This window comes from Caulobacter sp. Root655 (genome assembly GCF_001427665.1).
GTDB lineage: Bacteria > Pseudomonadota > Alphaproteobacteria > Caulobacterales > Caulobacteraceae > Caulobacter.
In genome coordinates this window covers 184,596-208,590 of record NZ_LMHC01000027.1, presented here as the reverse complement: position 1 = coordinate 208,590, position 23,995 = coordinate 184,596, and the positions used below count along the sequence as shown (strand labels likewise).

The 23,995-nt window shown below is 68.9% G+C and carries 22 protein-coding genes; 12 read left to right on the top strand and 10 right to left on the bottom strand.

Annotated features, from left to right (window positions below):
- Positions 1–46: 46 nt before the first annotated feature.
- From ASD79_RS22625 to ASD79_RS22610, 4 genes are all read right to left on the bottom strand, one after another.
- On the bottom strand, positions 47–1,360 hold the full coding sequence (locus tag ASD79_RS22625) for a serine hydrolase (RefSeq protein WP_056725898.1): 1,314 nt from the start codon (positions 1,358–1,360) through the stop codon (positions 47–49).
- Between the two features lie 80 nt (positions 1,361–1,440).
- Positions 1,441–2,343: an EamA family transporter RarD gene (gene rarD, locus ASD79_RS22620; RefSeq protein WP_056725896.1), complete on the bottom strand. Its 903-nt coding sequence runs from the start codon at positions 2,341–2,343 to the stop codon at positions 1,441–1,443.
- A 134-nt stretch (positions 2,344–2,477) separates the two neighbouring features.
- Complete coding sequence (locus ASD79_RS22615) at positions 2,478–3,506, bottom strand: aspartate-semialdehyde dehydrogenase (RefSeq protein WP_056725894.1); 1,029 nt, start codon at positions 3,504–3,506, stop codon at positions 2,478–2,480.
- 308 nt (positions 3,507–3,814) lie between these two features.
- Positions 3,815–4,708, bottom strand: coding sequence for a LysR family transcriptional regulator (locus ASD79_RS22610; RefSeq protein ID WP_056725892.1), 894 nt, complete (start codon positions 4,706–4,708; stop codon positions 3,815–3,817).
- 121 nt (positions 4,709–4,829) lie between these two features.
- Here ASD79_RS22610 and ASD79_RS22605 point away from each other — a divergent pair, with 121 nt between their 5' ends.
- The 5 genes from ASD79_RS22605 to ASD79_RS22585 all read left to right on the top strand — a co-directional run bounded on the left by ASD79_RS22605 (position 4,830) and on the right by ASD79_RS22585 (position 10,450).
- Positions 4,830–5,825: an aldo/keto reductase gene (locus ASD79_RS22605; protein WP_056725890.1), complete on the top strand. Its 996-nt coding sequence runs from the start codon at positions 4,830–4,832 to the stop codon at positions 5,823–5,825.
- An 87-nt stretch (positions 5,826–5,912) separates the two neighbouring features.
- A complete protein-coding gene (locus ASD79_RS22600) occupies positions 5,913–7,106 on the top strand; it encodes a cyclopropane-fatty-acyl-phospholipid synthase family protein (protein ID WP_056725889.1) in 1,194 nt (397 codons plus the stop codon).
- Positions 7,103–8,476, top strand: coding sequence for a metallophosphoesterase (locus ASD79_RS22595; protein WP_056725887.1), 1,374 nt, complete (start codon positions 7,103–7,105; stop codon positions 8,474–8,476). The genes ASD79_RS22600 and ASD79_RS22595 overlap by 4 nt, the downstream gene beginning before the upstream one ends.
- Before the next feature lie 78 nt (positions 8,477–8,554).
- Positions 8,555–9,964, top strand: a complete 1,410-nt coding sequence (locus ASD79_RS22590; protein ID WP_056725886.1) for an APC family permease — start codon at positions 8,555–8,557, stop codon at positions 9,962–9,964.
- A 192-nt stretch (positions 9,965–10,156) separates the two neighbouring features.
- Complete coding sequence (locus ASD79_RS22585; protein ID WP_200952347.1) at positions 10,157–10,450, top strand: GIY-YIG nuclease family protein; 294 nt, start codon at positions 10,157–10,159, stop codon at positions 10,448–10,450.
- A 74-nt stretch (positions 10,451–10,524) separates the two neighbouring features.
- On the opposite strand, the gene glmS is transcribed toward ASD79_RS22585, so the two are convergent.
- Positions 10,525–12,345 carry a glutamine--fructose-6-phosphate transaminase (isomerizing) gene (gene glmS, locus ASD79_RS22580; protein WP_056725882.1) on the bottom strand — a complete coding sequence of 607 codons (1,821 nt, stop codon included), beginning with the start codon at positions 12,343–12,345 and terminating at the stop codon, positions 10,525–10,527.
- A gap of 163 nt (positions 12,346–12,508) precedes the next feature.
- Here glmS and glmM point away from each other — a divergent pair, with 163 nt between their 5' ends.
- Positions 12,509–13,855 carry a phosphoglucosamine mutase gene (gene glmM / locus ASD79_RS22575; protein WP_056725880.1) on the top strand — a complete coding sequence of 449 codons (1,347 nt, stop codon included), beginning with the start codon at positions 12,509–12,511 and terminating at the stop codon, positions 13,853–13,855.
- A 137-nt stretch (positions 13,856–13,992) separates the two neighbouring features.
- Here glmM and ASD79_RS22570 read toward each other — a convergent pair whose 3' ends face one another.
- Both ASD79_RS22570 and ASD79_RS22565 read right to left on the bottom strand, forming a co-directional pair.
- Positions 13,993–14,292, bottom strand: a complete 300-nt coding sequence (locus ASD79_RS22570; RefSeq protein ID WP_056725878.1) for a transcriptional regulator — start codon at positions 14,290–14,292, stop codon at positions 13,993–13,995.
- Positions 14,293–14,294: 2 nt separating this feature from the next.
- Entirely contained in the window at positions 14,295–14,858 is a 564-nt protein-coding gene (locus ASD79_RS22565; protein WP_056725876.1) for a hypothetical protein, read from the bottom strand.
- A gap of 173 nt (positions 14,859–15,031) precedes the next feature.
- On the opposite strand from ASD79_RS22565, the gene ASD79_RS22560 reads away from it, so the two are divergent.
- Complete coding sequence (locus tag ASD79_RS22560) at positions 15,032–17,443, top strand: membrane-bound PQQ-dependent dehydrogenase, glucose/quinate/shikimate family (RefSeq protein WP_056725874.1); 2,412 nt, start codon at positions 15,032–15,034, stop codon at positions 17,441–17,443.
- Between the two features lie 9 nt (positions 17,444–17,452).
- On the opposite strand, the gene ASD79_RS22555 is transcribed toward ASD79_RS22560, so the two are convergent.
- Both ASD79_RS22555 and ASD79_RS22550 read right to left on the bottom strand, forming a co-directional pair.
- Positions 17,453–18,694, bottom strand: a complete 1,242-nt coding sequence (locus ASD79_RS22555) for an ATP-binding protein (protein ID WP_056725871.1) — start codon at positions 18,692–18,694, stop codon at positions 17,453–17,455.
- Positions 18,691–19,386, bottom strand: a complete 696-nt coding sequence (locus tag ASD79_RS22550) for a response regulator (protein ID WP_056725869.1) — start codon at positions 19,384–19,386, stop codon at positions 18,691–18,693. The genes ASD79_RS22555 and ASD79_RS22550 overlap by 4 nt, the downstream gene beginning before the upstream one ends.
- Before the next feature lie 320 nt (positions 19,387–19,706).
- On the opposite strand from ASD79_RS22550, the gene ASD79_RS22545 reads away from it, so the two are divergent.
- Both ASD79_RS22545 and ASD79_RS22540 read left to right on the top strand, forming a co-directional pair.
- Positions 19,707–20,330 (top strand): porin family protein, encoded by a 624-nt coding sequence (locus tag ASD79_RS22545; RefSeq protein WP_056725867.1) that lies wholly within the window; start codon positions 19,707–19,709, stop codon positions 20,328–20,330.
- A gap of 170 nt (positions 20,331–20,500) precedes the next feature.
- On the top strand, positions 20,501–20,923 hold the full coding sequence (locus ASD79_RS22540) for a hypothetical protein (RefSeq protein WP_056725865.1): 423 nt from the start codon (positions 20,501–20,503) through the stop codon (positions 20,921–20,923).
- A gap of 103 nt (positions 20,924–21,026) precedes the next feature.
- Here the strand turns inward: ASD79_RS22540 and ASD79_RS22535 are convergent, their stop codons facing one another.
- Positions 21,027–21,773 carry a DUF6065 family protein gene (locus tag ASD79_RS22535; protein ID WP_056725863.1) on the bottom strand — a complete coding sequence of 249 codons (747 nt, stop codon included), beginning with the start codon at positions 21,771–21,773 and terminating at the stop codon, positions 21,027–21,029.
- A 91-nt stretch (positions 21,774–21,864) separates the two neighbouring features.
- On the opposite strand from ASD79_RS22535, the gene ASD79_RS22530 reads away from it, so the two are divergent.
- From ASD79_RS22530 to ASD79_RS22520, 3 genes are all read left to right on the top strand, one after another.
- A complete protein-coding gene (locus tag ASD79_RS22530) occupies positions 21,865–22,419 on the top strand; it encodes an AAA family ATPase (RefSeq protein WP_056725861.1) in 555 nt (184 codons plus the stop codon).
- A gap of 9 nt (positions 22,420–22,428) precedes the next feature.
- Positions 22,429–22,935, top strand: a complete 507-nt coding sequence (locus ASD79_RS22525; RefSeq protein ID WP_056725859.1) for a prolyl-tRNA synthetase associated domain-containing protein — start codon at positions 22,429–22,431, stop codon at positions 22,933–22,935.
- Positions 22,936–23,067: 132 nt separating this feature from the next.
- Complete coding sequence (locus ASD79_RS22520) at positions 23,068–23,982, top strand: co-chaperone YbbN (RefSeq protein ID WP_056725857.1); 915 nt, start codon at positions 23,068–23,070, stop codon at positions 23,980–23,982.
- Positions 23,983–23,995: the final 13 nt, after the last annotated feature.

The window sequence follows — 23,995 nt, the reverse complement described above, 5'->3', positions numbered from 1 at the left end:
GGGCCGAGCATGGATCAGCCAAGGCGGCTTGCCCAGCCCGCGCACTTCAGGCCCTGGCCAGCCGCGCGGCCATGGCTTCCTCCTGGCGCGTGAGCATCGAGCGCCCCCGGTTGTGCTTCAGCGGCGCGGCCTGGCCGGTGAGCAGATAGGCCATGCCCCGGCCGCTCCCGGGGTCGACCCACAGGCCGGAGGTCAGGCCGTAGGCGTCGCCGGCGTGGCCGATCCAGCCTTCGCAGCCGTCGAAGGGGTTGTCGCCCCCGTCGCCGCCCCCATCGCCGCCCTTGCCGCCGGTCAGGGTCTGGACGCCCAGACCGTAGGCGCGGATCAGGCCGCCATAGCCCTCGCCGTTCGGACGCGCGGGATCGAAGCGCCAAGCGGGCGCGGCCATGGTCGCGAAGGTCGCGGCCTTGAGGATCGGCGCGCCGCGTCGCGCCAGCACCCGACCCAGCGCCTCCAGGTCGCGAACCGAGGCCCGCAGGCCGCCCTGCGGCGCGAAGACGAAGCCGTTCTCGCCGGGAACATAGCCGTCGAGCGCGCGGCCGGCCGCCTCGGGCGCGACCCGGACGGCGGCCTGGGGCGCCGGCGGCAGGGTTTCGTCCAGCTGGGCGACCCACGGCCCGGCGGCGTTCCACGGGCCGTCGTCCGACGGGGCCTTGCGATAGAGAACGGCGCGCCGGTCGCGCGCCGCCTGGGGAACGCCGCTCCAGTTGAAACCACAGCTCAGCCCCAGGGGCTGGAAGACGCGCGACGCCATGAACCGGTCGAAGCGCTGGCCCGACCGCCGCTCGATCAGCTGGGCGACCACCGCGTAATTGACGTCGCCATAGGCGAACCAGTCGCCGGGCGGCTCGCTGGCCGGACCGAACCAGGCCCCGTCGTCCCACTGGGCGCCGCCCGGCGTCAGGGCGGCGCCCAGCGGACGGCCGAAGGCGACGGGATAGCTGGGCCCGTTGCGCAGGCCGCTGGTGTGCGACAGCAGGCGGCGCGGGGTGATCACCGCCTTTGGAAAGCGCGGATGGCGCAGCGCCCAGCCGAGGATGTCGGACACGTCGTCGTCCAGCCCGACCTTGCCGGCCTCGACCAGGGTCATGAAGCCGATGGCCGTGACCAGCTTGGAGATCGAGGCGATGCGGGCCGGAGAGTCCGGCGTCATCGCCCGGTCGGCGGATACCCGCGCCAGGCCACGGGCCACGGTCAGCACGGCCGGGCGGGTCGGACCGCGGAAGGCGACGCCGGCCAGGGCCGGGACGGCGGCTTGCGGGTCGCCGTCGCCGTTCAGCAGGGCGGCGAAGTCGTCGTCCGCGCCGCCGGTCATGGCCAGGGCGCCGGCGGTGGCGAGCAGGGATCGTCGGGTCGGCATGCGGCGGCTCACGTGAAGCGCCAGCCTAGCCCCTCACATAACGCCGTCATCCCCGCATGTGCGGGGATGACGCGCTTTGATCACACCGCCGCCACCACCCGAGTCCGCTTCCACGCCCCATAGGCGAACACCGCCACGCCCAGCCAGATGAACACGAACGACAAGGCCCGCAGCGGCGTGAAGGCCTCGCCCAGGGCGACACCGAGCAGGAACTGGATGGTCGGGGCGATGAACTGCAGGAAGCCGACGGCGCTGAGCGGCAGGCGGCGGGCCGACCAGGCGAACAGCGCCAGCGGCACGACGGTGGCCGGGCCGGCCAGCATCAGCAGGCTCGACACCGGAACGCCCGAACCGAAGTGCCCGGCGCCGCTCGATTGCAGGTACCAGACATAGGCCAGCCCCGGCAGGGCCAGATAGGCGCACTCGATGAACAGCCCTGTCTGGGCGTCGGCCTTCACCTGTTTGCGCAGGATGGCGTAGACGCAGAAGGTCAGGGCCAGGCCCAGCGAGACGATCGGCAGGTGACCCAGGGCCAGGGTCTGGATGGCGACGCCGACCGCGGCCAGGCCGATGGCGACCTTGCCTTCCAGACTCATCCGCTCACGGAACAGCAGCGCCCCGGCCGCCATGTTCATCAGCGGGTTGATGTAGTAGCCGAGGCTGGCCTCGATCACGTGGCCGGCGTTGACCGCGAACACGTAGATCGTCCAGTTGCCGAAGATCGCCAGGGTCGACAGAGCCAGCATGGCCAGGGTCTTGGGCTGGCGCAGCACCGCCGCCACCTGGCCGCCCTGCTTGGCCAGCAGCACCAGGCCGCCGGCCCACAGCACCGACCACATCGTGCGGTGGGCGATCATCTCCCACGAGCCGACGCCCAACTGGTGCAGCAGGTGGAAATAGAGCGGCAGGAAGCCCCAGAGGCCATAGCAGGCCACGCCGGCGATATAGGCCGGCTTGGTGTCCGGGGCAGTGCTGGAAACCATGGGAAAAGCCTTTCGGAAGGATCTGACAGGGAGATCCCCTGTCGTCCGCCCGCTTCTTGCGAGGGGCGCGATGTCCGGTCCCGAAGGCTGGTCCATCGTCGTCCCCGCCGCGGGCGGGGACGACGAGGGTCGTCTTAAGCCGGCGTCTTCTGCTTGATCAGGCCGCGCTCATGCAGGAGCTGGGCGATCTGCACGGCGTTCAGCGCCGCGCCCTTGCGCAGGTTGTCGGCCACGCACCAGAGTACGATGCCGTTCTCGACCGTGGGGTCGGTGCGGATGCGCGAGACATAGACCGGGAACTCGCCGGCGCTTTCCTTGGGCGTCATATAGCCGCCGTCCTCGCGCTTATCGACGACGGACACGCCGTCGGCGTCGCGCAGGATCTCGCGGACGTCGTCCTCGTCCAACGGGGTCTCGAACTCGATGTTGACCGCCTCGGCGTGGCCGACCATGACCGGCACCCGCACGCAGGTGGCGACCAGCTTGATCGACGGATCCAAGATCTTCTTGGTCTCCATCATCATCTTCCACTCTTCCTTGGTGAAGCCGTCCTCCATGAAGGAGTCGATGTGGGGGATGACGTTGAAGGCGATCTGCTTGGTGAACTTCTTCGGAGCCGGGGCGCCCAGGACGAACACGCCCTTGGTCTGTTCCCACAGCTCGTCCATGCCTTCCTTGCCCGCGCCCGACACCGACTGGTAGGTCGAGACGACGACGCGCTTGATCTTGGCTTCGGCGTGCAGGGGGGCCAGCACCACCACTAGCTGCGCGGTCGAGCAGTTGGGGTTGGCGATGATGTTCTTGGGCAGGTGGTTGACGGCGTCGGGGTTCACTTCCGGCACCACCAGCGGCACGTCCGGATCCATCCGGAAGTGGCTGGAATTGTCGATGACGATCGGACCGGCCGCGCCGATCTTCTCGCCCCAGGCCTTGGAAATCGACCCGCCGGCGCTCATCAGCACGATGTCGACCTTGGAGAAGTCGAACTGCTCCAGGTCCTCGCAGTGCAGAATCTGGCTGCCGAACGAGACTTCCACGCCGATGGATTTACGCGAGGCGATGGCATGCATTTTCTCGACGGGGAACTTCAGTTCCTCGAGGATATTGAACATCTCACGGCCCACATTGCCCGTGGCGCCGACCACGGCGACCCGGTAACCCATCGCAGCCTCCAATTTCTGTATCTGAGCCCGCCAGCGGCGGCGGGAGCGGACCCGTTACGCCCAGGGGCGCGCGGAAGCAAGAACAGGGTTTCTAACACGGCGCTCAGCGTAGCGGGTTGGGGGGAGATTTCACCCGCTCTGGACGGGTTCTGCATCCCAAGCCCTTCCCTCCCCCTTGCGGGGAGGGTGGCCCCGAAGGGGTCGGGTGGGGGAGCCGCCGCATTGAGCCTAAGGAATGGGCGCCCTGCACCTGCCCCACCCGTCGGCTTCGCCGCCCCCCTCCCCGCAAGGGGGAGGGACAGAATTTCTTATTTCTTCTCCGCCTTCACGAAATCCACGAACGCCCGTAGCGGCGCGGGCATGTGCCGACGGCTGGGATAATAGAGATACGGCCCGCTGAACGGCGGCAGCCAGTCGTCGAGCACGGTCTCCAGCTTGCCCGCCGCGATCAGCTCGGCCGCGAAGCCCTCGAAGGTGGCCAGCAGGCCGACGCCCGCCACGGCGGCGGCCAGTTCCAGGTCGCCGCTGGTGGTGATCAGCGGGCCTTCGGGCTGGACGCGGATCACCTCGCCTTCCTTCTCGAACTCCCAGGCGTAGCTGGCCCCACTGGCGAAGCGGTGGCGAATGCAGGGGTGGCTCAGCACCTCGCGCGGGTGGGTGGGCCGCCCGTGCTCGGCGAAATAGGTCGGCGAGCCGACCACCACGAAGCGCTGCGGCCCCGCCAGGGGTATGGCGATCATGTCCTTCTCCAGCCGCTCGTCGTAGCGGGCCCCGGCGTCGAAGCCGGCGGCCAGCACGTCGACGAAGCTGTCCTCGGCGGTGACCTCGACGCGGATGCCGGGATGGGCGGCCAGGAAGCGCGGGATCAGGTCGGGAAAGACGATGCGGGCCACCGCGCCCGGCACGTTGAGCTTCAGCACCCCGGTCGGGCTGTCGCGGAAGGCGTTGACCTCGTCCAGGGCCAGGCCGACATCGGCCAGGGCCGGGGTCAGGCGGGCCAGCAGCCGCTCGCCGGCCTCGGTGGGGGTGACGCTGCGGGTGGTGCGGTTGAGCAGCCGCACGCCCAGGGCCGCCTCCAGCCGGCGCAGGGCTTCCGACAGCGACGAGGGCGACACGCCACGCAGGGCCGCCGCGCCGCGGAAGCTGCGGACCCGCGCCACCGCGGTGAAGGCGTCGAGATCGGCGAGGTCGGGCTGGGCCATTGTGCGAATTTCCGAACAGCTCGTGCAATAATGAACGGATTATCGCACGCGAGGCGGCGCTGCATAGTCCGCTCCATCGAACTCGGCGTGCTCCCCCGCGCCCTTTCACGGAGACCTCACCATGCAAACGCGTCAACTCGGCAAGACCGGCCCCGTCGTCTCGGCCCTGGGCCTGGGCGCCATGGGCATGTCGGGCATGTACGGCCCCTCGGACCGCGCCGAGAGCCTGGCGACGATCGACGCCGCCCTCGAGGCCGGGATCACCCTGATCGACACCGGCGACTTCTACGGCATGGGCCACAACGAGATGCTGATCGGCGAGGCGCTGAAGGGCCACAAGCGCGACCAGGCGATCCTCAGCGTCAAGTTCGGCGCCCAGCGCGACCCGGCGGGCGGCTGGATCGGCTTCGACGGCCGTCCGGCGGCGGTGAAGACGTCGCTGGCCTATACGCTGCAGCGCCTGGGCGTCGACCATGTCGACATCTATCGCCCGGCCCGCCTGGATCCCGACGTGCCGATCGAGGACACGGTCGGCGCCATCGCCGACCTGGTCAAGGCCGGTTATGTGCGCCACATCGGCCTGTCCGAGGTCGGGGCCGAGACCATCCGCAAGGCCGCCGCCGTCCATCCGATCGTCGACCTGCAGATCGAGTATTCGCTGATCTCGCGGAGCCTCGAGGACAAGATCCTGCCGGTCCTGCGCGAGCTGGGCATCGGCATGACGGCCTATGGCGTGCTGTCGCGCGGCCTGATCAGCGGCCATTGGGACAGGAACCAGGGGCAGGAGAAGGGCGACTTCCGCGCCTTCTCGCCGCGCTTCCAGGGCGACAACGTCGACAGGAACCTGGCCCTGGTCGAGGCGCTGCGAACGATCGCCGAAGCCAAGGGCGCCAGCATCGCCCAGATCGCCATCGCCTGGGTCGCCGCCCAGGGCGACGACATCATCCCGCTGGTCGGGGCGCGCACCCGCACGCGCCTGACGGAGTCGCTCGGCGCGCTGCACGTCGCCCTGTCGGCCGACGACCTGGCCGCCATCGAACGGGCCGTGCCCAGGGACGCGGCGGCCGGCACGCGCTACGCCGAAGCCCAGATGGCCCACCTCGACAGCGAGCGCTGACCGGTTCGCGGGCGTCGTTTCGCAAGGGGAGACGGACGAAAATTTCGATCTGTTCTTGCCCGCGACCCTCGCGCTAGGGTCGCGGCCATGATCGAAGCTCTGCTGAACAAAATGGTCAAGGTGGGCAACCTGACCGTCCACCTCCCCGGCGGTTCCGTGAAGACGGCCGGCGACGGCTCGGGCCCTCCGGTGGTCATGCGCATCACCGGCAAGGGCCTGCGCCGCCTGGTCTCCAATCCCAGCCTGGGCCTCGGCGAGGCCTATATGGACGGCGACCTGACGCTGGACCAGGGCACGCTGTGGGACCTGCTGGAGATCGTCGGCAAGAGCGGCGGCCGCACGCCCAAGCGCGGCTCGTGGCTGACCCGCACGCGAAAGGCGTTCAAGCGCAGCGTGCAGTCTATCAACGACCGCATCGCCTCGCGCCGCAACGTCGCCCACCACTACGACGTGTCGAACGAACTCTACCGCCGCTTCCTCGACACCGACATGCAGTACAGCTGCGCCTATTTCGCCCGTCCCGACATGACGCTGGAGGAGGCGCAGGTCGCCAAGAAGGCCCATATCGGCGCCAAGCTGAACATCACGCCCGGCATGAAGGTGCTCGACATCGGCTCGGGCTGGGGCGGCATGGCCCTGACCCTGGCGGCCGACCATGGGGCGAAGATGACCGGGGTCACCCTGTCGACCGAGCAACTGGCCCTGGCCCGGGAGCGGGCCGAGCAGGCCGGGCTGTCCGACCAGGTCGAGTTTCGGCTGACCGACTATCGCGACCTCGACGAGACCTTCGACCGCATCGTCTCGGTCGGCATGCTGGAGCACGTCGGCGCCCCCAATTTCCGCACCTATTTCGAGACGGTGAAAAAGCTGCTGGCCGACGACGGCAGCGCGGTGATCCACTCGATCGGCCGGATGTCGGGCCCCGGCGCGACCAACGCCTTCACCCAGAAATACATCTTCCCCGGCGGCTACATCCCGGGCCTGTCGGAGATCGTCAAGGCGGTCGAGGAGGCCGGCCTGTGGATCACCGACATCGAGATCCTGCGCCTGCACTACGCCGAGACCTGCAAGCACTGGCGGATGCGGTTCCTGGCCGATCCGGACATCCCGGCGATGTTCGACGCGCGGTTCCGGCGGATGTGGGAATTCTACCTGTGCGGGGCCGAGCTGGGCTTCCGCTACGGCGGCCACATGGTCTTCCAGATCCAGGTGGCCAAGAAGGTCGGCGCCCTGCCGGTGACGCGCGACTACATGGTCGACGGCGAGCGACGGCTGGCATGACCGGTTCGAACGCGGCCTCGCGGCGACTTCTCCTGCGGGTCCTGGCCGGTGTCGGGCTGGCGAGCCTGGCCGGCGGACCGGCCCTGGCGGCGGGACAGCGCGGCAAGGCCCGCATCCTGATGCTGTCGGACCTGCACTCGGCCTATGGCCGCCTGGCGCCGCTGCTGGAGACCATGCGCCGGGTGGTCCACCGCGACCGCGCGCCCAGCCTGATCCTGCTGGACGGCGACCTGTTCGAGCACGGCAACGTCGTGGCCCAGCGCACCGGCGGCGCGCTGGACTGGGCGTTCCTGGAGGCCCTGACCCAACTGGCGCCGGTGGTCATCAACCTGGGCAACCACGACGCAGACCTGGTGGACGACCAGGCCAAGACCATCGACCGGGCCCGGGCCCTGGGCATTACCGTGCTGAGCAACATCGTCGACGCCCGCACCGGCCGGCCGGCCGCCACGTCGCGGGCCACCCTCGACCTCGGTTTCCCGGTCCACCTGGTCGGCATCGCCACCAACTCGCTCGACACCTATCCCAAGGACATCCGCCCGACCCTGTCCGTTCAGGACCCGACCGCCTGGGCGGCGGCCAACCTGCCCAAGGCCGCGCCCGACGATGGCTTCCTGATCGTCATGAGCCATGCGGGCCTGCCGGCCGACAAACTGATCCTGCCGGCCATTCCGGACGGGACCCTGGTCCTGGGCGGCCACGACCACCTGGCCTTCGACCACGCCCAGGGCCGCACCCGCTATGTCCACACCGGCGCCTGGGGCGAGCCGCTGAGCGTGGCGACGATCGACCTGGCGGACAGGGCCGCGCCGATCCGCATCGAGCGCGTCCATGTCGATCCGGCCGGACCCGCCGACCCGGCCCTGGCCGCCCTGGTCGCCGCGACCCTGAAGGCTCAGCTGACCCCGGCCGAGACGGCGGTGGTCGCCCATATCCCCAAGGCCCTGTCGCTGGGCGACACCGGCCGGACGGTGGCGACGCTCATGGCCGGGGCGGCCGGAGCCGACGTCGGCTTCATGGGCCACACCACGCTGGGCACGGGCCTGCCGGCCGGCGACCTGACCCAGTACGCTTACGACGCCGTGGTCCGTTTCGACGGCGCGATGATGAAGGCGCAGGTCAGCGCCGCCGTGCTGGCCGACATCCTGTCGCGCGCCAATCAGGACGGCGACCTGCCGCTGGCACGCCGCACCGGCGACTTCGTCTACGGCGCCCCGACGCGGCCGCCCGCCAAGGACCACTACGTGATCGTCACCACCGACTGGTGCGCCAGGCGGCAGAAGGGCTATTTCGGCCGCGACGACCTGGTGTTCACCGAGGTTCCTGGCCTGAGGGTCAAGCAGGCGATCAAGGACGGTCTGCACGGTTGATGTTCGACGCCGCCCGAGGGTAGTTAGCCGCCGCAAAGGCGGTCGCATCCTGGGACCCCAAGGCTGGGGCCGGTATCCATGGGTCAGTTTCGCGCCGCCGACCTGTTTCGGCGCAAACCGGTCGGGCGGGTCATCGCCGAGGGCGGCGAACATTTGCCCGAGGAAGGCCTGCACCGTTCGATCGGCCTGTTCCAGCTGACCATGCTCGGGGTCGGGGCCACCATCGGCACCGGCATCTTCGTGGCCCTGACCACCGCCGTGCCCGCCGCCGGCCCGGCGGTGGTGGTGTCGTTCGTGATCGCCGGGATCACCGCGGCCCTGACCGCCCTGTGCTACGCCGAGCTGGCCTCGACAATCCCGGTGTCGGGCTCGTCCTATTCCTACGCCTACGCCACCCTGGGCGAGTTCGTGGCCTTCATCGTCGGGGCCTGCCTGCTGCTGGAATACGCGGTGTCGGCCTCGGCGATCGCCGTAGGCTGGGGGCAATACCTGAACGAGATGTTCTCCGACCTGATCGGCTGGCGGATGCCCGACGCCATCGCCAAGGCCCCGGGGGCGGGCGGGGTGTTCAACCTGCCGGCCGTGGTGCTGGTCGGGGCCTGCCTGGTGCTGCTGCTGCGCGGAGTGAAGGAGTCGGTGACGGTCAACGCCGTGCTGGTGGTGCTCAAGCTGCTGGTGCTGCTGTTCTTCGTGGTCATCGCCTTCAGCGGCTTCCACGCCGAGAACCTCAAGCCGTTCGCGCCGATGGGCGTGGCCGGGATCGGGGCGGCGGCCTCGTCGATCTTCTTCTCCTACATCGGCATCGACGCCGTCTCGACGGCCGGCGACGAGGTCAAGGACCCGCGCCGCACCCTGCCGCTGGGCATCATCCTCAGCCTGTTGATCGTCACGGCGGTCTATATCCTGGTCGCCCTGGCCGCCGTCGGGGCCCAACCCTGGACCGCCTTCGCCGGCCAGGAGGCCGGGCTGGCGGTGATCCTGCGCAACCTGACCGGCCAGGCCTGGACCTCACTGATCCTCTGCGTCGGGGCCATCGTCTCGATCTTCAGCATCACCCTGGTGGTGATGTACGGCCAGACCCGCATCCTTTACGCCATGAGCCGCGACGGCCTGCTGCCGAAGCTGTTCCAGCGGGTCAACCCCAGGACCCAGACGCCGGACCTCAACACCTATATCGTCGCGGCCTTCATCGCCGTGCTGGCCGCCTTCGTGCCGCTCGACACCCTGGTCAACCTGACCAGCATGGGCACGCTGATCGCCTTCGCCATCGTCTCGCTGGGGGTGATCATCCTGCGCCGCACCCAGCCGGACCTGCCGCGCGGCTACCGCGTGCCGTTCTATCCCGTGGTCCCGGCGCTCAGCGTGGCGTTCTGCGGCTACCTGATCGTGGGACTGCCGCTCGACACCTGGATCCTGTTCGGCGTCTGGGTGGCGGCGGCGTGCGTGCTGTACTTCGGCTATTCGGCGCGGAACTCGAAGCTGGCGTAGCGCCAGCTAGACGCACCCCAAATCCGATCATCCCCGCGAAAGCGGGGATCCAAGCGGACCTTCAGCCTCAAGAACATCTGCGGACAGGAGTTGCCCGGCCAATTCAGCTTGGGTCCCCGCTTTCGCGGGGATAGTCGGGTTGTGGTGGAGTTGAGTATTGTTCATGATATGTTCCTACTCGGGAAGCGCATTATGGACAGAATGTTTGCCGTCTACCTGCTCGCCAGCAAGCCCTACGGCACCCTCTATTGCGGTCACACCGACGACCTCGCGCGGCGGATCTGGGAGCATCGGGAAAAGGTCCGCAAGGGCTTCACGTCCAAGTACGGCGTCGGCCGACTGGTCTGGTACGAGCTGTGCGAGACGCGCGAAGGCGTGCTCATCCGCGAACGGCAGATCAAGAAATGGAATCGCGCCTGGAAAATCCAGATGATCGAGGCGGTCAATCCGACGTGGGCTGACCTCTACGAAACCTTGAACTGCTGATCGGCAGTCGTCTTGCGATCAGACGGACACTCAGCTTGGGTCCCCGCTTTCGCGGGGATGAGCGGCTCCAAGGATCATTCCACCGTCACCGACTTGGCCAAATTCCGCGGCTGGTCGACGTCCGCGCCCTTCAGCACGGCGACGTGGTAGGCCAGCAGCTGGATCGGGGCCGACATCACCAGGGCCGAGACCAGCGGGTCGCTGGCCGGGGCCGTGACCACCACCCGGGCCCCGGCCGGGGCGTGCTTGGCGCCTTGCGGGTCGGTGACGAACACCACCTGGCCGCCGCGCGCCATCACCTCGCTCATGTTCGAGGCCGACTTTTCAAACCAGCTGTCATAGGGCGCGAGAATGATGATCGGGGTCTGGTCGTCGACCAGGGCGATCGGACCGTGCTTCAGCTCGCCGGCGGCGTAGCCCTCGGCGTGGATGTAGCTGATCTCCTTGAGCTTCAGCGCGCCTTCCAGGGCCAGGGCCGACATCGGGCCGCGACCCAGATAGAGCACGTCGCGGGCCTTGGCGATCTCGGCGGCGATCTCCTTGAGACTGTCCTCCAGGCCGATGGCCTCGGCGATCAGCCGCGGGGCCTCGAGCATCACCCTGACCAGGCGCTGCTCCTCGGCGGCGTCGATCGTCCCGCGCGCCTTGGCGGCGGCGACGGCCAGGGCGATCATCACGCTGACCTGGGCGGTAAAGGCCTTGGTCGAGGCCACGCCGATCTCGGGTCCGCAATGGATCGGCCAGACCACGTCGACCTCGCGGGCCATGGTGGACTCCTGGGCGTTGACCACCACGGCGCTCTTCATGCCCTTGGCCTTGCAGTAGCGCAGGGCGGCCAGGGTGTCGGCGGTCTCGCCCGACTGCGACATGGCGATGACCAGCGAGCCCGGCCGCAGGGCGGGCTGGCGATAGCGGAACTCCGAGGCGATCTCGACGTCGACCGGCAGATCGGCCAGTTGCTCGATCAGGTACTTGCCGATCACCCCGGCGATGTAGGAGGTGCCGCAGGCGACGATCTGGATGCGCTCCAGGGCCTTGAAGTCGAGGCCGCCGGGCATGGCGGTGCGAGCGGTCAGGGCGTCGACATAGGCGGCGATCGTCCGCTGGCAGCCCTCCGGCTGGTCGTGGATCTCCTTTTCCATGAAGTGCCGGTAGTTGCCCTTCTCCATCATCACCGCCGAGGCGGGGACGACCTTCACGGGGCGCTGGACCGACGCGCCCGTGACGTCGAAAATCTGGGCGCCGTCATGGTCGAGGGCCACGAAGTCGCCCTCCTCCAGATAGATCACCCGGTTGGTGAACGGGCCGACGGCCAGGGCGTCGGAGCCCAGGAACATCTCGCCCTGGCCCTCGCCGACCACCAGCGGACTGCCGCGCCGGGCGCCGAGGATCAGGTTGTCGGCGCCCTCGATCAGCACCGCCAGGGCGTAAGCCCCGGTCAGGCGGTCCAGCGTGGCCTTGAAGGCGTCTAGCGGCGCCAGGCCGGTGGCCAGCTCGGCGTCGACCAGGTGGGCGATGACCTCGGTATCGGTGTCGCTCTCGAAGGCGCGGCCGGCGGCCTTCAGCTCGGCCTTCAGCTCGGCGAAGTTCTCGATGATGCCGTTGTGCACCAGGGTGACGCGGCCGGCGGTGTGGGGGTGGGCGTTGCCGACATTGGGCGCGCCGTGGGTGGCCCAGCGCACGTGGCCGATGCCGTTCTGGGCGACCAGGGGCTGTTCGACCAGCACCGCCTCCAGGTTCTTGATCTTGCCCTGGGCCCGCCGGCGCTCGACCTTCCCGTCCACGACGGCGGCGACGCCGGCCGAGTCGTAGCCGCGATATTCCAACCGCTTGAGGCTGTCGATCAGGCGCTCCGTGACGGGCTTGGTTCCGACGATGCCGATGATGCCGCACATGGGCCATGATCCTTTGTAGAACGCGTCGACCAGACTATTGCTGTCGAAGCGGATATTTCATGGCCGGGCTTTAGCATTCGTGCAGACCCTGCCCTCATAAATCTGCATTTCGGATCGTTTCGCGCTCCGAAGACGGCCTAACCGAGCGATCCGGAAGACGACCATGAGCAAGCGCGCCTATTTCGGCACCGACGGCATCCGCGGCCAGGCCAACAAGCATCCGATGACCGCCGAGGTCGCCCTGCGGGTCGGCCTGGCGGCCGGCAAGCTGTTCCGCTCGCAGGACGACCGCCGCCACCTGGTGGTGATCGGCAAGGACACCCGGCTGTCGGGCTACATGATCGAGCCGGCCCTGGTCGCCGGCTTCGCCAGCGTCGGCATGGACGTGCGGCTGTTTGGTCCCCTGCCAACCCCGGCCGTGGCGATGATGACCCGCTCGATGCGCGCCGACCTGGGCGTGATGATCAGCGCCTCGCACAACGATTTCGCCGACAACGGCATCAAGCTGTTCGGCCCCGACGGCTACAAGCTGTCGGACGACCAGGAACTGAAGATCGAGGCCCTGATGGACGAGGGCCTGCAGGAGGGCCTGGCGCCGCCGCGCGGCCTCGGGCGCGTCAAGCGCATCGACGACGCCCAGGCCCGCTATGTCGAGATCGTCAAGGCCACCTTCCCGCGCCAGATGAGCCTGGCCGGCCTGCGCATCGTCATCGATTGCGCGCACGGCGCGGCCTACAAGGTGGCCCCCACGGCCCTCTACGAACTGGGCGCCGAGGTGATCGAGATCGGCGTCTCGCCGGACGGGACCAACATCAACGCCGAATGCGGCTCCACCCATCCCGAGGCGATGGCCAAGCTGGTGCGCGAGTACCGCGCCGACATCGGCATCGCCCTGGACGGCGACGCCGACCGGCTGGTGATCTGCGACGAGAAGGGCGTGGTGGTCGACGGCGACCAGATCATGGCGATCATCGCCCTGGCCTTCGCCAAGGCCGGCAGGCTGAACGCCGGCGGCGTGGTGGCCACGGTGATGTCCAACCTCGGCCTCGAGCGGTTGATGGCCGATAACGGCCTGAAGCTGGAGCGCACCAGCGTCGGCGATCGCTACGTGATGGCCCGCATGCGCGAAGGCGGCTTCAACCTGGGCGGCGAACAGTCGGGCCACGTCATCCTGTCGGACTTCTCGACCACGGGCGACGGCCTGATCGCGGCCCTGCAGGTGCTGGCGGTGATGATCCAGTCCGGCAAGCCGATGAGCGCCCTGGGCCGCCAGTTCGAGCCCCTGCCGCAGTTGCTGGAAAATGTCCGCTTCGCCGGCGGCAAGCCGCTGGAGGCCAAGACGGTCAAGGAAGCCATCGCCGACGGCGAGGCCCAGCTGAACGGCACGGGCCGCATCGTGGTGCGCCCGTCGGGCACCGAGCCGCTGATCCGCATCATGGCCGAGGGCGACGACCTGGCCCTGGTCAAGAAGGTGGTGAAGTCGATCGTCTCGGCGGTGAAGGCGGTTTGATCTCAGCTGTCATCCCGGACGAGCGCGCAGCGCGAAGATCCGGGACCGACGCGTGAACGCAAGCGCTTCCGGCGGTCCCGGATAACGGCTTCGCCGTTTCCGGGATGACAGACGTGAGGGGATGACTGGGCGGAAACCTAGTCCCCGCTCACCCCTTCGACCACCTCGCGCAGATAGTCGACATGGCGGCGAAACGCCTGGCGCCCCGCCGGGGTCATCGCCACCCGCGTGCGGGGCTTCTTGCCGACGAAATCCTTGGCGATCTCGACATAGCCGGCCTTTTCCAGGGTGGTCAGGTGGCTGCCCAGGTTGCCGTCGGTGGCCAGGGTGATGGCCTTCAGCCGCGAGAACTCCAGCGGCTCGCCGTGTTCGGCATGCAGAGCGGCCATGATCTTCAGCCGCAGGGGCTGGTGGATCAGCTCGTCCAGTTCCGCCACGCTCACGCCCTCCGCAGCCACAGGCCGGCCAGGATCAGGCCCCCGCCGCCCACCGCCGCCATCCAGAAGGCCAGCCACGGCTGAAACAAGAAGTGTCCGACGAGGCTGGCCACGAACACCGCGGCGCCGATCCACAAGAAGCGCGGCATGAAGGCGACGCCAACCATCGTATAGACGAGGCCGGTGACCAGTCCGGGATAGACGATGGCGGGCTCGATCGTGGTCGGTTGGAAAACCGTATAAGTGCCGACGAAGAAGGCCGCGACGGCCATCGAGCCGACGCCGATGCGCCAACCCATGCCGGTCTTGCCGGCCTGGCCGTTCGTCCGGGGCCGCCGCGACAGCAGGACGGTGGCCGTCAGGCCGACCACGTCGAGCGGCAGCCAGACCAGGCCCCACCGTTCGACCGGCAGCAGGCCCATGGCGCTGTAGCCGATCGCCCAGACCACGCCCCAGACCATCAGGATCGGCCCGGCGATCTGATAGCCTCTCAGTTCGCGACTGCGGCCGGCGGTGCGTTCGATGTCGGTCAGGGCCGACGCCGCCTCGGTTCTCGAAATGCCCATCGGGGCCTCCATGGCAGGAGCGGTGAGCCGCTCTGTAGCACAGAGTGTTCCGGATCATTCACTCTGTCAAGCAGAGTATTCTGCAGAGATCCAGCTTCCGGATCACCACCCACGGAACCATCGCGGCGAACGCACTGTTGTGCCTCACAAGACTGTTCAGCTTGGAGCACCGCATGGCGTCCGTGGCATCACCCAGAAGGGGGGCGGGCGGCTGGGTCGTCGGGCTCCTGGGCGTCGTACTGGCCCTGATCGGCCTGACCCTGACGATCGGCGGCGCCTGGCTGGCGGTGCTGGGCGGCTCGCCCTACTATGTCCTGGCGGGTCTGGGCCTGTTGGCTTCCGGGGCGATGCTGGTGCGGCGCAGGGCGCTGGGCGCCTGGATCTATGTCGGCGTCTATGTCGCCACGGTGGCGTGGGCGCTGTGGGAGGTCGGGCTGAACGGCTGGGCCCTGGCGCCGCGGGTCGTCGCCCCCACCGTGCTGCTGGTCCTGGTGCTGGCCGCCCTGCCGGTGCTCGACCCCGGCCCGCCCGGACGACGCAAGGCCCTGGTCGGCCTCGCGGGCCTTGTGGTGTTCCTGGTCGTTGGCGGCGTGGTGGTGGCCAAGGCCAACCAGGCCAAGGTCGACGGCCCCCTGCCGGCCGTCGCCGCCATGACCGACAACGACCCCTCCCTGCTGCGGGTCGGCGTCGACTGGCCGGCCTATGGCGGCACCTATGCCGGCCAGCGCTATTCGCCGCTCGGCCAGCTCAACCCGATCAATGTCCGCAAGCTGGAGCGGCTGTGGATGATCCGCACCGGCGACATGCCCAGCGCCGCCGCCGACGGCAAGTACGGGGCCGAGAACACCCCGCTGAAGGTCGGCGACACCCTCTATGTCTGCACGCCCAAGAACATCATGATCGCCATCGACGCGGCCACCGGCCAGACCCGCTGGCGCCACGACCCCAAGGTCCAGGACGAAGCCATCCCCTATACCGCCGCCTGCCGGGGCGTGAGCTACTACGCCGCGCCCGACGCCAAGCCCGGCCAGGCCTGCGCGACGCGGATCATCGAGGGCACGCTGGACGCCCGGCTGATCGCCGTCGACGCCCGCACCGGCGTCCCTTGCGCCGACTTCGGCCAGGACGGCCAGATCCTGACCGCCGACGGCATCGGCCCCAGCGCGCCCGGCATGCTGTCGATCACCTCGGCCCCGACCATCGTGCGCGGAGTGATCGTCGTCGGCCACCAGGTGCTGGACGGCCAGCGGCGCGACGCGCCGTCCGGCGTGATCCAGGGCTTCGACGCCACGACCGGCGCCCTGCGCTGGGCCTGGGACATGGCCCGCCCCGACCGCCCCGACCGGCCGCCGCCTGGCGAGACCTACACCAAGGGCACGCCCAACATGTGGACCACGGCGACCGGCGACGAGGCCCTGGGCCTGGTCTACCTGCCACTGGGCGTCTCGGCCGCCGATTACTGGAGCAGCGGCCGCTCGCCGCTGGAGAAGCAATATTCGACCTCGCTGGTCGCCCTGGACGTGACCACCGGCAAGCCGCGCTGGAGCTTTCAGACCGTGCACAACGACGTCTGGGACTATGACCTCGGCTCGCAAGGCTCCCTGGTCGACTTCCCGACCGCGGCCGGCCCGGTCCCGGCCGTGGTGCTGCCCAGCAAGAAGGGCGACATCTATGTGCTCGACCGCCGCACCGGCCAGCCGCTGGTTCCGGTGGAGGAGCGGGCCGTGCCGCAGGGCGGGCTGGAGCCCGAGCAACGCTCGCCGACCCAGCCGTTCTCGACCTATCACACCCTGCGCAAGCCCGACCTGACCGAGCGCCAGATGTGGGGTATGTCGCCGATCGACCAGATGGTCTGCCGCATCCAGTTCAAGCGCGCCAAGTATGACGGCTTCTACACCCCGCCCGTCGCCGACCGGCGCTACATCCAGTATCCCGGCTACAACGGCGGTTCGGACTGGGGCGGGATCGCCATCGATTCCAGCCGCGGCGTGATCGTCGCCAACTACAACGACATGCCCAACTACAACCGCCTGGTCCCTCGCAAGGAGGCCGACGCCAAGGGCTGGGCCCCGCGCGGCGAGGCTCGCGGCGGCTCGATGAAGACGGGCGCCGAGGGTGCGGGCGACCCGCAGGTCGGCACGCCCTACGCCATCGACGTCAACGCCGGCTGGCGCCTGCCGCTGACCGGCCTGCTGTGCAAGGAGCCCCCTTATGGCGGCATCCGGGCCATCGACCTGCGGACCGGCAAGACCCTGTGGGACCGCCCATTCGGCACGGCCCGCACCAACGGCCCGTTCGGCGTGCCCTCGCGCCTGCCGCTGACCATCGGCACGCCCAACAACGGCGGGGCGGTGGTCACGGCCGGCGGCCTGGTGTTCGTGGCGGCCGCCACCGACAACCTGATCCGGGCCATCGACCTGAAGACCGGCCGGACCGTCTGGCAGGACGTGCTGCCGGCCGGTGGCCAGGCCACCCCGATGACCTACGCGGTCGGCGGCAAGCAGTACGTGGTGATCATGACCGGCGGCCATCACTTCATGGGAACGCCGATCGGCGACCAGGTAATCGCTTACGCGATCAAGTGAGGGGCGCGATCAAGTGAGGGGCGCGATCAAGTGAGGGGTCGAGGCCAGTTCGAGGACGCCATGTCCGTCGGGGCCGTCCTCGCACCCGTCCAAAGCGGCGGGATCGAGCGGGAAGCGCAGCTCGATCACCGCCCCGCCGCTCGACCGGTTGCCGACCCCGACGCTGCCGCCATGGGCGTCGGCCAGGGCCTTGACCACCGCCAGGCCCAGCCCTGATCCGCCTGTGGCGCGGGTGCGCGACAGGTCGGCCCGCCAGAACCATTCGAAGGCCCGCTGCTCGCCGTCCGGCGGGAACCCCGGCCCGCGGTCGGCGATCAGTAGGACGCCGGTTTCGCCCTGGCGCTGGACGCGCAGGCTCAGCGATCGCCCGTCGGCGGCGTAGCGCCGGGCGTTGTCGAGCACGGCCAGCAGCATCTGCCGCACCCGGGCCGGATCGGCGCGGACCCAGGTCTCGGGCAGCGCCGCGTCGACGACCATGTCGGCGACCAGGAACTGCGGCCGGGTCATCTCCAGCACCGAGCGCGCCTCGGCCGCCAGGTCGCAGGACCCGATCTCCAGGACCAGGGCGCCCGACGAGGCCAGGCTGACCGTGCGCAGGTCGTCGATGATCCGCGACAGGTCCTCCACCTGGGTCAGCAGAGCGCGCATGTGGTTGTCGTCGCGCGGAAACACCCCATCCAGGGCGCCGTGGATGTAGCCGCTCAACACGGTCAACGGCGTGCGCAGTTCGTGGGCGACCGAGGCGGTGCTGAACCGCATCTGGCGTTCGGAACGCTCCAGGGCCTCGGCCTGGGTGTTGAAGCTGTCGATCAGGCTCCGCAGTTCGCGGGTCAGCTTGGGTGGGGCGACGATGCGGTGGGCGAAATCGCCGGCCGCGATCCGCTGGGCCCCGTCGGCGACCAGATTGACCGAGGCGGCCAGCCGGCGGGCGATGTGGCGGGCGATGAACACGCTCAGAGCGATGCAGACCAGCGTCAGCAGGGCGACCCCGGTGTAGCTGAGTGCGACGACCCGTGGCCCCTCTTCGGACGTCAGCTTGATCAGGGCCAGCATGTCCTCGTTGGCCGGCAGGCGGTTCTGGTCCAGAGCCTCGATGGCCCGGAGCAGGTTCGCCGGCTGGCGGCTCTTCAGCTCGAGCTCGATCAAGTAGTCGACGCCCGCCGAAGCGCTGGCGATGAAGATCACGGCGCAGGTCAGCATGCCGCCGATGGCGAAGCCCAGCTGGCGGGCCAGGGTCGGAGCCGGCTTCATTGCGGGACCGCCAGGCGATAGCCGACGCCGCGCACGTTGATGATGTAGCCCACGGCGCCGGCCGCCTCGAGCTTGCGGCGCAGGTTGCTGACGTGGCTGTCGACCGTGCGCTCCAGGGCCTCGCTGTCGGGCAGGCAGGCGTCGAGGATCTCGCCGCGGCTGCAGACCCGCATCGGGGCGTTCAGGAACTGGACCAGGATGCGGAACTCGCTCAGCGTCAGGGTCAGGACGGTATGGCCGCCTTCCCCGTCGATGACCCGCGCCACGTGGGCCGCCAGGTCCGCCTCGACCACGCCCTGGCGCAGCAGGCCCGAGCGCCCGCCGCCATTGGCCCGGCGCAGCACCGCCTTGACCCGGGCCACCACCTCGGCCGGGTTGAACGGCTTGACCACATAGTCGTCGGCCCCCATGCGCAGGGCCGTCAGCTTGTCGATGTCCTCGGCCATGGCGGTGGTGAAGATCACCGGCGTGTCGCCGCGCCGGCGCACCTCGTTCATCACCGCGAAGCCGTCCTTCTTGGGGATGTTGACGTCCAGCAGCATCAGGGCTGGGCTCAGGCTGCGGTGCTGCAGCAGGGCGGCCTCGCCATCGGCGGCGCAGACCACGCGCAAGCCCTCGCGCTCGAGATAGGTCTGCAGGATGTGGGCGATATCGGGGTCGTCCTCGACCACGCAGATCAGGGCGTTTTCCATCGTCGGTTCCTGAAACAGGGGCGGCTAGAGCATTTTCGAGCGAAGCGGCTACCGGTCCGCGTGAAGAAAATGCGTAAAAACAAGAAGTTCTAGGCCGCGAGTGTCGAGAGATCGTGGAGATCGCGCCGAGGCTCGGTGAAACACCGCGGGCAAGGGGGGATGCAGGCCCTCCGAGCGCCCCTCTGGCAAATGAATAACTCTTAAGGTCATCCCCACGCGATCTCCACGCTTCGCGCGCAATCCCTCCACGCGCAGCCTTCACCAAGGCCTGGCTTCGGGTTGGCGGTGTCGTCGGCCTCCGCAAATGCATGGAGTTTCAAATGATGAAGACCCTCTGCCTCGCCGCCGCCCTCGCCGCGGTCGCGATCACCCCGGCCCTGGCCCAGGACCAGGGCGGCTTCTACGTCGGCGGCGAAGTCGGCTACGCCAAGCCCAAGAACGAACTGATCTACACCCCGACCACCGGCCCGGCCCTGAAGGGCTCGTCCGACAAGACCGGCTTCAACTTCGGCGGCTTCGCGGGCTACGGCACGGTTCTGGGCGGCAACCTCTATCTGGGCGCCGAGGGCGCGCTGAGCGGCGGCGGCGGTGAGTCCTCGAAGACCTTCGGCGCGACCAAGGTCCATCTGGACCCCAAGTTCCGCTACAGCGGCGCCGCGCGGGTCGGCATGGCGCTCGGCGAGAGCGGCCTGCTCTACGGCAAGGTCGGACTGGAGCGCCGCAAGCTGGAAGCCTCGGTTCCGGGCTCGAAGAAGACCCTGACCCAGCAGGGCATGGTCTACGGCGTCGGTTACGAGCAGAAGCTCAGCGAAACCTTCGGCCTGCGCGGCGAACTCACCCGGGTGAGCTACGGCGACAAGACCGCGACCTTCAAGGGTGGCGACAAGCTGAAGATCGACTCCAAGGAAACCCGCCTGTCGATCGGCGGCGTCGTCCACTTCTAGAGCGTTTTCAAGCGAAGTGGACACCGGTTCGCGTGAAGAAAGCGCGCCAAAACAGAAGGCTAGAGCCCCCGGCCTGATGCAATCAGGTCGGAGGCTCCAGGTCCGCGCGCGACGGCCGCGCGTGTCGCGGCCATCGACGTCTCCCCATCGACACCTTAAAGAGAGTGCTCATGACGATCCGCCCCTGGCTGGCCGCCGGCCTGACCGTGACGACCCTGGCCGTCGCCCCGGCCGCCTGGTCGCAGTCGCAGTCCGCCTTCGCCGGAGCCTGGACCGGCGTGCTCGAAACCGCCGAACCCGTCTGGGTGGAGCTGGTGTTCGAGCCGGGCCCGCGCGCCCGGGTGAAAACCCGCCCCGTCAACCAGGCCCTCGGCGGCGAACGGCTCAAGCCCAGCGCCCTGCGCGTCGAGGGCGACACCGTCCACATCGAGTTCCGCCAGATCTCTGGCGTGTTCGAGGGACGGCTGACCAATTCCGGCCGCATCGACGGCGTCTGGCGCCAGCCCGACGAGACCGTTCGGGTGTCGCTGTACCGGCAGGGCGGACCGGCGAGGTCCTCGCCGCGCCCGCCGCCCTCGCCGACGGGACGCTAGAGCGTTTTCAAGCGAAGTGGATACCGGTTCGCGTGAAGAAAACGCGCCAAGAAAAAGGCTAGAGCGCCCGGCCTGATGCCATCAGGCCGGGCGCTCTAGGGCTTCAGCTGCCCAGTTTCGGGGCCTTCAGCCGGCGCTTGTTGACGTGGGCCTGCGGGGCCGGAGCCTCGACCTCCTCGGGATATTCGCCCTTGAAGTAGAAGCGCTGCCAGGCTTCCTTCATGGCCTCGGGCTCGCGCTTGAAGATCCGGGCGTTGAACTCGCCGCGTTGCGCGGCCCAGGCGTCGTACTGCTTGCGCAGGTCGACGTTGGAGTTCATCGACCGGATCACCGGCTGCACCTGCTCCAGGGGCTTGTCCTGGATCATCATGAAGAAGCAGAACGGCTCGCCCTTCTCGAAGCGGACCGTGCCCGGGCGGGTGAACAGCCAGTTCATCGTGAAGGGAAAGGGCAGCCAGTCGGTCTCGACCAGCCCGGCCAGCGGCTGGATGCCGTCCTTGATGTGGTTGGGCGGACCCATGGTCCAGATCGACCAGCCCGGCGGGGTGCGGAACAGGTAGCCGGTGTGGAAGGTGACGGTGCCGCGCGAGAAGTGCGACTTGACGAAGTCATTGAACCCCGGATGCGGGTGGTCGGCCTTGAAGGTGATGCAGTTCTGGTGCGCGCCGCCGTCCCAGGTGGCGGAGAAGCCGACCGGACAGAGAATTTCCCAGCCGGTGGTGTTGGCCATGGTCAGCGGCAGGCAGCGATAGGGATGACGGTCGGCGAAATGGTCCATCCAGGCCCGCTGCGGCCGACCCGGCACGATCTCGGGCGGGCGGTTCTCGGTGGGGTAGCACTCCAGTTCCATGCCCGTCTGTTCTCCCTGTTGCTTCTGCTCTAGCGCCCCAGGGGCGAGCCCGTCCAGCACGCCGATCCCATCACGACCGAAAGGCGTTCCCATGAAACCTTCGCCAACCCGCCGCATTGTCGTCACCGGAGGACCGGGGGCGGGCAAGACCTCGCTGATCGACGGCCTCGAGCGACGAGGCCTTCCTCGCGCCTTCGAAGCCGGGAGGGCCATCATCCAGGACCAGGTGCAAACCGGCGGGACGGCGCTGCCGTGGGCCGACCGAAAGGCCTATGCCCGCCTGATGCTGTCGCTGGACAGCCGCGTCCATGACCATGCCGCGCTGCTCGCCGGGCCGGTGTTCTTCGACCGAGGCGTGCCGGACATCGTCGGCTATCTGCGACTGTGCGGCCTGTCGATCCCGGAGGATCTCGCCGCCGCGGCCCTGACCTTGCGCTATGACCCGCTGGTGTTCATCGCCCCGCCCTGGCCGGAGATCTTCACCAACGACGCCGAGCGCAAGCAAGATTTCGCCGAGGCGGTGCGGACCCACGCCGTCATGGCCCAGGTCTATGCGGAGCTGGGCTACACCCTGGTCGATCTGCCCCGCGCCCGTGTCGAGGACCGCGTGGATTTCGTGCTCGAACGCATCTTCGGCCTATCCTAAAAGGCCCGCATGAAGACCCGCGCCGACCTCTTCGCCTTCCTCGACGCCTACGGCGTCGCCCATTCCACCCTCGATCATCCGCCGGTGTTCCGGGTGGAGGAGGGGTTGGAGATCAAGGCGGCCCTGCCCGGCGGCCACACCAAGAACCTGTTCCTCAAGGACGCCAAGGGCCAGCTGTGGCTGATCTCGGCCCTGGGCGAGACGATGATCGACCTCAAGCGCCTGCACACGGTGATCGGCTCGGCCCGGCTGTCGTTCGGCGCCGCCGGGTTGATGGAGGAGACCCTGGGCGTGACGCCGGGTTCGGTCACGGCCTTCGGCCTGATCAACGACACGGGACGCCGCGTGCGCTTCGTGCTCGACGCCGCCCTGGCCAAGGCCGATCCGGTCAACTTCCACCCCTTGAACAACGACGCCACCACGACCGTCTCGCAGGACGGCTTCCGGCGGTTCCTGGCGGCGCTGGGGATCGAGCCCCTGGTCGTGGACTTCGCGGCCATGAGCGTGGTCCAATAAGCGGCCCGCGCCGATTGCGAAGCCGCGTCCGAAAGACCATCTTGGCCGCCTGGGACTGACGCACAAGACGGGCGCCCGGTCCGATCCAATCGCCGCCCCATGCGTTGAAGACCCCACGTGACGAGAGACGAGATGACCCTGATCGGCGAAAAACCCGCTCCCATCCCCGCCGGCGGCGCGGCCAAGAGCGAGCACATCAAGGACGGCACGGACGCCAGCTTCCTGGCCGACGTGATCGAGGCCTCCAAGGTCCAGCCGGTGATCGTCGACTTCTGGGCCACTTGGTGCGGCCCGTGCCGCCAGCTGACCCCGGCCCTGGAAAAGGCGGTCGCGGCTGCCGGCGGCGCGGTCAAGCTGGTCAAGATCGACGTCGACAAGAACCCCGGCTATTCGGGCCAACTTCGGGTGCAGTCGATCCCCTCCGTCTACGCCTTCGTCGATGGCCAGCCGGTCGACGCCTTCCAGGGCGCCGTTCCTGAAAGCCAGATCAAGCAATTCATCGAGCGCCTGGCCGGCCCGCCGCCGGAGAGCGACATCGACGCCCTGCTGGCCATGGCCAAGGAGTCGCTGGACCTGGGCGATCTCGGTGGCGCGGCCCAGGCCTTCGCCCAGGCCCTGCAGATGGATCCCACCAACGTGAAGGCGATCGGCGGCCTGGCCCGCTGCTACCTGGACGGCGGCGACCTGGAGGGCGCGGCCGAGGTCGCGGCCACCGCCCCGGCCGGCGCCAAGGATCCAGACCTGGAGATCGTCCGCGCGGCCCTGACCCTGGCCCAGGACGCGCCGTCCGAGACCGCGCCGTTCGAGAAGCGCCTGGCCGCCGACGACGGCGACCACGAGGCCCGCTTCGAACTGGCCAAGGCCCTGGCGGGCGTCGGCCGCCTGCAGGAGGCTTCCGACCACCTGCTGACCATCATCGAGCGCGACCGGACCTGGAGCGATGAAGCGGCGCGCAAGCAGCTGCTGACCGTGTTCGAAGCCGCCGGCTACGCCTCGGAAGTGGCGAAGTCGGGTCGTAAGCGATTGTCGTCTATCCTGTTTAGCTAGGCCGCAGCCAAGG